Annotated in this window: 8 protein-coding genes; 1 reads left to right on the top strand and 7 read right to left on the bottom strand. The window is 67.2% G+C overall.

The features are described from left to right. Positions 1 to 189: 189 nt before the first annotated feature. A complete protein-coding gene (locus tag AAEX57_RS09205; protein ID WP_342092038.1) occupies positions 190 to 1,419 on the top strand; it encodes a transglycosylase family protein in 1,230 nt (409 codons plus the stop codon). 27 nt (positions 1,420 to 1,446) lie between these two features. Here the strand turns inward: AAEX57_RS09205 and AAEX57_RS09200 are convergent, their stop codons facing one another. From AAEX57_RS09200 to rpsM, 7 genes are all read right to left on the bottom strand, one after another. Beyond that, on the bottom strand, positions 1,447 to 2,061 hold the full coding sequence (locus AAEX57_RS09200; RefSeq protein WP_342092037.1) for a hypothetical protein: 615 nt from the start codon (positions 2,059 to 2,061) through the stop codon (positions 1,447 to 1,449). Then, the gene (locus AAEX57_RS09195; protein ID WP_342092036.1) at positions 2,058 to 3,158 is read right to left on the bottom strand and encodes a glycosyltransferase; all 1,101 of its coding nucleotides are present in this window, start codon (positions 3,156 to 3,158) and stop codon (positions 2,058 to 2,060) included. Before AAEX57_RS09195 ends, AAEX57_RS09200 begins: the two co-directional genes overlap by 4 nt. A gap of 93 nt (positions 3,159 to 3,251) precedes the next feature. Next, positions 3,252 to 3,968 (bottom strand): 50S ribosomal protein L17, sunset domain variant, encoded by a 717-nt coding sequence (rplQ, locus tag AAEX57_RS16240; RefSeq protein WP_446721129.1) that lies wholly within the window; start codon positions 3,966 to 3,968, stop codon positions 3,252 to 3,254. Between the two features lie 34 nt (positions 3,969 to 4,002). Beyond that, positions 4,003 to 5,028: a DNA-directed RNA polymerase subunit alpha gene (locus AAEX57_RS09180; protein WP_342092035.1), complete on the bottom strand. Its 1,026-nt coding sequence runs from the start codon at positions 5,026 to 5,028 to the stop codon at positions 4,003 to 4,005. Positions 5,029 to 5,308: 280 nt separating this feature from the next. Then, on the bottom strand, positions 5,309 to 5,914 hold the full coding sequence (gene rpsD / locus AAEX57_RS09175) for a 30S ribosomal protein S4 (protein ID WP_342092034.1): 606 nt from the start codon (positions 5,912 to 5,914) through the stop codon (positions 5,309 to 5,311). Positions 5,915 to 5,945: 31 nt separating this feature from the next. Then, on the bottom strand, positions 5,946 to 6,356 hold the full coding sequence (gene rpsK / locus AAEX57_RS09170; RefSeq protein WP_342092033.1) for a 30S ribosomal protein S11: 411 nt from the start codon (positions 6,354 to 6,356) through the stop codon (positions 5,946 to 5,948). 47 nt (positions 6,357 to 6,403) lie between these two features. Beyond that, complete coding sequence (gene rpsM, locus AAEX57_RS09165) at positions 6,404 to 6,778, bottom strand: 30S ribosomal protein S13 (protein WP_342092032.1); 375 nt, start codon at positions 6,776 to 6,778, stop codon at positions 6,404 to 6,406. Positions 6,779 to 6,930: the final 152 nt, after the last annotated feature.

Genomic DNA, 6,930 nt, shown 5'->3' with positions numbered 1-6,930 from the left:
CCGACATCCCTCTTCCCCCCTCTCGGGAGGGGGGCCTCGCCGCTGCCGGGGCTTACTAAGCCGCGGCAGCGGCATTACCACCAACCTCCGAACTTCCTGAGAGATCTCGCTGGCATTTAGGAAAATCTCAGGCTGACCGGCACAATTGGACGCGGGACCAGCGAGATGTGGCACCCAGCGAGGAGCAGCGTGAACAAGAAGACCATCGGGATCATTTCCGCCAGCACCACCACCGTCGTCGCCGCCGTGGCCGGGCTTGTCGGCTGGCAGGTGATGGACAAGGAGGTCCTGGTCAACGTCGATGGCACCACGCTGGCCGTGCACACCTTCGGCAGCACCGTGCAGGACGCGCTCAAGGCCAGCGAGATCACCATCACCCCGCACGACACCGTCGTCCCGGCGCTGGACAGCCAGATCACCGACGGCAGCCAGGTCAGCGTCAACTACGGTCGCCCGCTGACCCTCACCCTGGACGGCAAGAAGACCACCGTGTGGACCACCGCGACCACCGTCGACGCCGCGCTGACCCAGCTGGGCGTCACCCAGTCAGGCACTCGGCTGTCCGTCAGCCGCTCCGCCGCGCTCAGCCGGGAGGGCCTGGCCGTGACCGCCAGCACCCCGAAGGGCGTCAAGCTCTCGCAGGACGGCGAGGTTCCGGTGGGCGTCCAGACCACCGCCGCCACCGTCGGCGAGTTGCTGCGCGAGCGTCGGATCACCCTGGGCAAGGGCCAGACGGTGACCCCCGCGGCCACCACCGGGCTGACCGACGGGATGGAGATCGTCGTCAGCAAGGTGGGCACCAAGACCAAGACCACCACCGAGGCGATCAAGTTCAAGATCGTCAAGACCGAATCCACCGATCTCGCCAAGGGCACCACCAAGGTGGTCACCAAGGGCAAGGACGGCCTGGCCACCAAGATCTGGCAGGTCACCGTGGAGGACGGCAAGGAAACCAGCAGCAAGCTGCTCTCCAGCACCGTCACCAAGAAGCCGGTGGACGAGCAGGTCACCGTCGGCACGAAGGAGGCGGCGAAGCCCTCGGCCAGCCCGAGCGCGTCCTCCCAGCCCAGCGCGTCGACCTCCCCATCGGCCAGCAGCAGCGCGGCGCCCTCCAGCTCCAGCACCCCGACATCACGCGCGTCGCAGGGCAAGAAGAGCGACAAGTCCGGCCTGGACACCTCTCGCTCCGCGATGTGGGACCGGATCGCCCAGTGCGAGTCCAGCGGCAACTGGTCGATCAACACCGGCAATGGCTACTACGGCGGCCTGCAGTTCGACAAGCAGACTTGGGAGGTCAACGGCGGCACCAAGTACGCGCCTACGGCCAACCTGGCCACCCGTGAGCAGCAGATCACCATCGCCAACAAGCTCTACGCCCAGCGCGGCCTGCAGCCCTGGGGTTGCGCCCACGCCGCCTGACCCTGGCAGCGCCCCAGCCCGATTGGTCTACACCTGCTCGTCGAAGCCCCGGTAGAGCCACTTGGGTTGCTCGGCGCCACCCAGCACCTGGCGCCAGGCCTGCACGGCGACGACGGGGCTGAGCGAGAGCGAGACCAGGCTGCGGGTCCAGCGGTTCATCGGGCGCACCTGGGTGACCGGGACGAAGCTGACCCGCCCGGCCCTGTGCTCCAACCGGGAGGCGCAGACGTCCAGGGTGCGGCCCCCGTGGGCGACCTGCAGCCAGGTGTGGCCGGCATTCCACCACGGGTTGCGGCCCAGGCCGTGCACCCGGGCGGCGTGCACCACCTGCACCTTGAATCCCAGTTCGCGCAGCACGTGTTTCAGTGCCCCGTTGTACTGGGCCGACCAGCCGTGGCCGTGCCGCAGGGCCGTGGCGGAGCCTTCCCACAGGTGCCACAGGCTGGTGTGGTCGAAGGCCTCGTGCACCCGTCGGGTGGCCTCGTCCACCAGCTCCCAGCCCTCCAGGCCGGTCTGCTGGCAGTCGCGCACCAGGTCATCGATGCTGGCCCCCTGCGCGTCGGGGGCCGGGCCGGGGGCCGTGGCGATCGCGGGTGCGACCAGCGCCACGACGCCGGCAAGCGGGAGCAAGGACTTGTTCATCGGGTGCCTCCGAGGCTGTCGTGGAGCTGCAGCATCTTCTCGACGCTGCTGGCCCAGGTGTATTGCTCGGCGCGCTGGCGGGCCGCCAGCCGCAATTCTGGACTGAGCCGACCGATCAGCCGCTCGACCGCGTCGGCGATGCCCGCGGCATCCGGCGGGCCGTACTCGCCGCTGGTGGCATCCACCAGCTCGTGGGCGCCGCCGCGATTGGAGGTGACGACGGGGGTCCCGCAGGCCAAGGCCTCCAAGACCGCCAGCCCGAAGGTCTCCGACGGGCAGACCGACAGGGAGATGTCGCTGGCGGCGAATCGCCGGGCCACCTCGTCGCGGCCCTTGACGAAGCCGTGGAAGACCACGGGGGCGTCGCCGGCCTGCACCCGCATCTTCTCCAGGTCGGGCCCAACGCCGTACATGTTGAGCTGGATCGGCACGCCACGTCGGTGCAGTTCCACCGCGGCGGCCACCCCCAGCTCCGGGTTCTTCTCGTGCGACATCCGCCCGACGTAGCAGAGCTTGACCAGACCGTCCTCGCTCGGGGCCCCGACGCCGGGGTGGAAGGTCTCCAGGTCAACCCCAAGCGGCACCTTCCACAGGTTGGCGCCCAGATCGGCGAATTCCTCCCGGGCGTAGTCGGAGGTCACCACCACCGCATCGAATTCCTTGACCAGACGTCGGTTCAGCGCACCGACGGCCGTCTCGACGCCGAACTGGGCCCGCACCCAGCCGGCCAGCATGTCATCGAGGCGCTCGTGGCTGAACAGGACTGAGCCCACGCCGCGCTTCTTCGCCCACCGGGCTGCCGGTGAGAGCGTCCACTTGTCGCTGACCTCGATCGAGGTGGGGTTGAAGCGTTCCAGCACCTTCAGCGCCCGCCACGGGGTGGCGATCATCCGGTAGTCGCGAGTGATCCGCGGGGAGCGAACCTGCACCACCAGGCCGTTCTCGGTCTCGGTGGTGGTGTCGTGCTGGCCGGGGATCACCAGGATCCGTTCGTGCCCGGCCTCGACGTAGCCCTTGCCCAGCTGGTCGATCGCCACGCGCATTCCGCCCGAGACCGGACCGACGAAGTTGGCCAGTTGGGCAATGCGCAATGTCATGCCCCGAGCCTACCGGTGGCAAGCCCGGGCACGCCAAAGGGGCGCTCCACCACGAATGGTGGAACGCCCCTTGTCACAAGGCCCGGTTCTTGCTCAGGCCTCGCTGGTGCGTTCGGCGGCAACGGCGGCCGTCTTCATCGCATTGGTGAAGCCAGCGGCCTCGGCGGCCTCGGCGGAGTTGAACCACACCTCGGCGATGGTGCTCTCGTACCACTGCGACTCGGGGGTGTGGAAGAGCATCGAGTCCTTGTTGCCCTTGATGTCGAAGCCCTCGGGGGCGTTCTCGCCCACGTAGGAGCCCTCGCCAAACTCGGCGGCCTCGGTGGTGGAAGGAGCAACGTCGTCGGCCTTGGCCTCGGCAGCCGCTTCGTCGGCCAGCGGGGTGGCCTTGGCGATGTCGGCCTTGATGTCCTCGGCCTTGGCGGCCTTGGAGGCGGACGGCTTCTTCACGACGGCCTCGGTCACCAGCTCGATGACGGCCATGGGGGCATTGTCGCCCTTGCGGTTGCCGATCTTGGTGATCCGGGTGTAGCCACCGTCACGCTCGGCCATGGCCGGGGCGATCTCGGTGAACAGGACGTGCACGACGCCCTGGTCGGTGATGGTCTTCAGGACCTGGCGGCGGTTGTGCAGGTCGCCGCGCTTGGCCTTGCTGATCAGCTTCTCGGCCAGGGGACGAACGCGCTTGGCCTTGGTCTCCGTGGTGGTGACGCGGCCGTGCTCGAACAGCTGGCTGGCCAGGTTGGCCAGGATGATCCGCTCGTGGGTGGGGCTGCCGCCGAGGCGGGGACCCTTGGTGGGTGTAGGCATGTCAGTTCTCCAGGTTCTTGGTCAGCGGAGCGGGTCAGTACTGCTCGGTTTCGGCAAAGTCCTCGTCGTCGCCCTCGACGTCGTCCTCATAGCGGTCGGCCGCCTGCAGCGGGTCGAAGCCAGGAGCCGAGTCCTTCAGCGACAGGCCCATCTCGTGCAGCTTCAGCTTGACCTCGTCGATGGACTTGGAGCCGAAGTTGCGGATGTCGAGGAGGTCCTGCTCGCTGCGCGAGACCAGCTCACCCACGGTGTGGATGCCCTCGCGCTTGAGGCAGTTGTAGGAGCGAACCGTCAGGTTCAGGTCCTCAACCGGCAGGGCCAGATCCTGCGCCAGCTGCTCGTCGACGGGTGACGGGCCGATCTCGACGCCCTCGGCGTCCAGGTTCAGCTCGCGGGCCAGACCGAAGAGCTCCACCAGCGTGCGGCCGGCGGAGGCCACGGCGTCGCGGGGACGGATGGCGGGCTTGGTCTCGACGTCGACGATCAGCTTGTCGAAGTCGGTGCGCTGCTCAACACGGGTGGCCTCGACCTTGTAGGTGACCTTCAGCACGGGGCTGTAGATCGAGTCGACCGGAATCCGGCCGATCTCGGCATCCGGGTTGTTGTTCAGCACGCTGGAGACGTAGCCGCGGCCACGCTCCACGACCAGCTCCATCTCGAGCTTGCCGTTGTCGTTCAGCGTCGCGATGTGCAGATCCGGGTTGTGGATCTCCACGCCAGCCGGGGGCTGGATGTCGGCGGCGGTCACCTCACCGGCGCCCTGCTTGCGCAGGTACATGGTGACGGGCTCGTCCTCCTCCGAGGACAGCACCAGGCCCTTGAGGTTCAGGATCAGCTCGGTGACGTCCTCGACGACACCCTCGATGGTCGAGAACTCGTGCTGGTTGCCCTCGATCTTGATGCTGGTCACGGCCGCGCCTGGGATGGACGACAGCAGGGTGCGACGCAGCGAGTTGCCCAGGGTGTAGCCGAAGCCGGGCTCCAGGGGCTCGATGATGAAGCGCGAACGGTAATCGCCGATCACTTCTTCCGACAGGGTCGGACGCTGTGCGATGAGCATGTACTTTCCTTCGTTCCAGGTCCCCCGCTATATGAGGACCATGTGATGCGCCACCCGATATGTGATGACGCGATAGGTGTGGATTCTTCGCCCTCGATGGGCGAGGAATCCAGCAAGTCAGGGATGAAGCAATCGTTCGGGGCCCACGGCCCGTGCCCTCCCCGGACGGGGTTCGGCGCGGCGCCGTGGATGGGCCTGGCCCCCCTCCGAGCTTGCGAGGAGGGTGGTTGGCGCAAGCCGAAGCCCCGGCCGGAGTGGGCGCGGGCCCACCCCAAACCGATCACTTCGAGTAGAGCTCGACGATCATCTGTTCCTGCACGTCCACCGTGATCTGCTCACGGGTGGGCAGCTGGTGGATCAGGATGCGCATCTTGTTGGGACGCACGTCCATCCACGCCGGAACCTCGCGCTCGCCGTGGGTCTCACGGGCCACCACCAGCGGGTGCAGGTCCATGGACTTGGGGCGGACGTCGATGACGTCGTACTGGCTGACGCGGAAGCTGGGGATGTTCACCTTCTGGCCGTTGACCAGGAAGTGACCGTGCACCACGAGCTGGCGGGCCTGACGACGGGTCGAGGCGAAGCCAGCGCGGTAGATGACATTGTCCAGACGGCTCTCGAGGATCTGGAGCAGGGCGTCACCGGTCTTGCCGGGGACGCGATCGGCCTCGGCGTAGTAGCGACGGAACTGCTTCTCCAGCACGCCATAGGCGTAACGAGCCTTCTGCTTCTCCTTGAGCTGCAGCGAGTACTCGGAATCCTTGGTGCGGCCGCGGCCGTGCACGCCCGGCGGGTAGGGGCGCTTCTCGAATGCCTTGTCGTTGCCGACCAGGTCGGTCCCGTAGCGACGGGACTTCTTGGTCATGGGGCCGGTGTAACGGGCCATTGTTGATCAGTCCTTTTCTGTGTTCTCGGGATCAGACGCGACGGCGCTTGGGCGGACGGCAGCCGTTGTGGGGCACGGGGGTGACATCGGCGATGGCGCCGACCTCGAGCCCGATGGCTCCCAGCGAACGGATGGCGGTCTCACGGCCGGAGCCGGGCCCCTTGACGAAGACGTCCACGCGCTTCATGCCGTGGTCCATCGCGCGACGACCGGCCGACTCGGCGGCCATCTGGGCGGCGAAGGGGGTCGACTTGCGCGAGCCCTTGAAGCCGACGGTGCCAGCGGAGGCCCACGAGATCACAGCACCGGTGGGATCGGTGATGGCGATGATCGTGTTGTTGAACGTGCTCTTGATGTGGGCCTGTCCGGCAACCACATTCTTCTTTTCCTTGCGGCGCACCTTGGTCTTTGCGGCGGCGCCCTTACGGCCTGCAGTAGCCATGGGTCAGTTTTCTCCTGGAATCTGTCGTGTCTGCACCAACCGGAAGGTCAGCGCGCCTTCTTCTTGCCGGCGACGGCCTTCTTCTTGCCCTTGCGGGTACGAGCGTTGGTACGGGTGCGCTGGCCGCGGACCGGCAGACCGGAGCGGTGGCGACGACCCTGGTAGGTGCCGATCTCGATCTTGCGACGGATGTCGGCAGCAACCTCACGGCGGAGGTCACCTTCGGTCTCGTAGTTGGCCTCGATGTGGTCACGCAGGGCGACCAGCTGATCGTCGGTGAGGGTGTGGACACGGAGGTCGCCGGAGATTCCGGTGGCTTCCAGGGTCTCCTTGGCGCGGGTCTTGCCGATGCCAAAGATGTAGGTCAGGGCGACCTCGAGACGCTTTTCGCGCGGGAGGTCGACACCAATGAGGCGTGCCATCAGGCGGTTACCTTTCAATCTTCGGCCCATTCCCCATCACTGGGGGCTCCCCCGTTTCCAGCGGGTTGCGGAGCATTCGGTCCTGGGCCGCGAAGGTGTGTGGCGTGACGCGTCCCCGATGCCTTGTGGCCTTCCCAGTGGGACTGCCGTCG

The organism is Luteococcus sp. H91 (assembly GCF_038433135.1).
In the GTDB taxonomy this organism is placed as follows: Bacteria; Actinomycetota; Actinomycetes; order Propionibacteriales; family Propionibacteriaceae; genus Luteococcus.
Note: the sequence above shows the minus strand (reverse complement) of the source record. Positions and strands in the feature narration are given on the sequence as shown.